Below are 726 nucleotides of genomic sequence, written 5' to 3'. Positions count from 1 at the left end.
GTTCTATCTTGACCCGCCGTATATTGGCACCGAGGGGTATTATGACTCCCCTTTTACCCCGGATGACCACCAGCGCTTACGGGCCGCTCTGGAGCCTGTTAAGGGCCGTTTTATCCTCTCTTACAATGACTGCCCCGAGGTGCGGAAATTGTATAAGGATTATACTATCGAGAGGATAGAGCGCAGGGAAAACCTGTCTGGCAGCGGGGAAAATAAAAAGCAGTATGCGGAAGTGATTATCCGTAACTTCTAACAGATATTGTAAGGTTCTTACGATATTTGTCACAACCTTACAAAGTGCGGACAAATTATACTCTTTCTGGTAAAATGCCCAATAAAGGGGCATGAAAGATGATTAAAATTCATCTATCCAGAATCCTCGGCGAACGCCGGTGGACACAAGCCAAATTGTCCAGGGAAACAGGCATCCGGCCCGGTACTATCAGCGATTTATATCAAGAAGTAGCCGAGCGGGTAAGCTTCGAACACCTGGACAAAATCTGTGAGGCTTTGGGCTGCACCCTGCCTGAGCTGCTGGAATACATACCGAACCAGCAGCCCCGGACAGGGGAAAATCTTATCCTTGAGGAACACGGAAACCGCAGGAAAAAGCCAAGCTGATTTCTAAAAAGTAAGAGCGCTTAAACGGTTTATTTTACCATTTAAGCGCTCTTCTTTTTTTGCAGATAATTTGAAATTTTTTTGCGGTTTTTTCGCAAAGCTACA

At 45.9% G+C, this 726-nt stretch carries 2 protein-coding genes; both read left to right on the top strand.

Features of this window, described 5'->3' with window-relative positions; genetic code table 11:
- Positions 1 to 253, top strand: a 253-nt coding sequence (locus VSQ30_RS20550; RefSeq protein WP_334467147.1) for a DNA adenine methylase, incomplete at its 5' end; no start/stop codon positions are given.
- A 98-nt stretch (positions 254 to 351) separates the two neighbouring features.
- Positions 352 to 621 (top strand): helix-turn-helix domain-containing protein, encoded by a 270-nt coding sequence (locus tag VSQ30_RS20545; protein ID WP_160578847.1) that lies wholly within the window; start codon positions 352 to 354, stop codon positions 619 to 621.
- Positions 622 to 726 lie beyond the last annotated feature (105 nt).

Source organism: Acutalibacter sp. JLR.KK004 (assembly GCF_036941085.1).
Classification (GTDB): Bacteria; Bacillota; Clostridia; order Oscillospirales; family Acutalibacteraceae; genus Acutalibacter.
The sequence above is the reverse complement of the archived record's forward strand: the minus strand, read 5'-3'. Positions and strand labels throughout refer to the sequence as shown.

Bases quoted from the DNA above. Each gene is read 5' to 3' on its own strand.
- VSQ30_RS20545 (WP_160578847.1), top strand. From the start codon at position 352: ATGATTAAAATTCATCTATCCAGAATCCTCGGCGAACGCCGGTGGACA.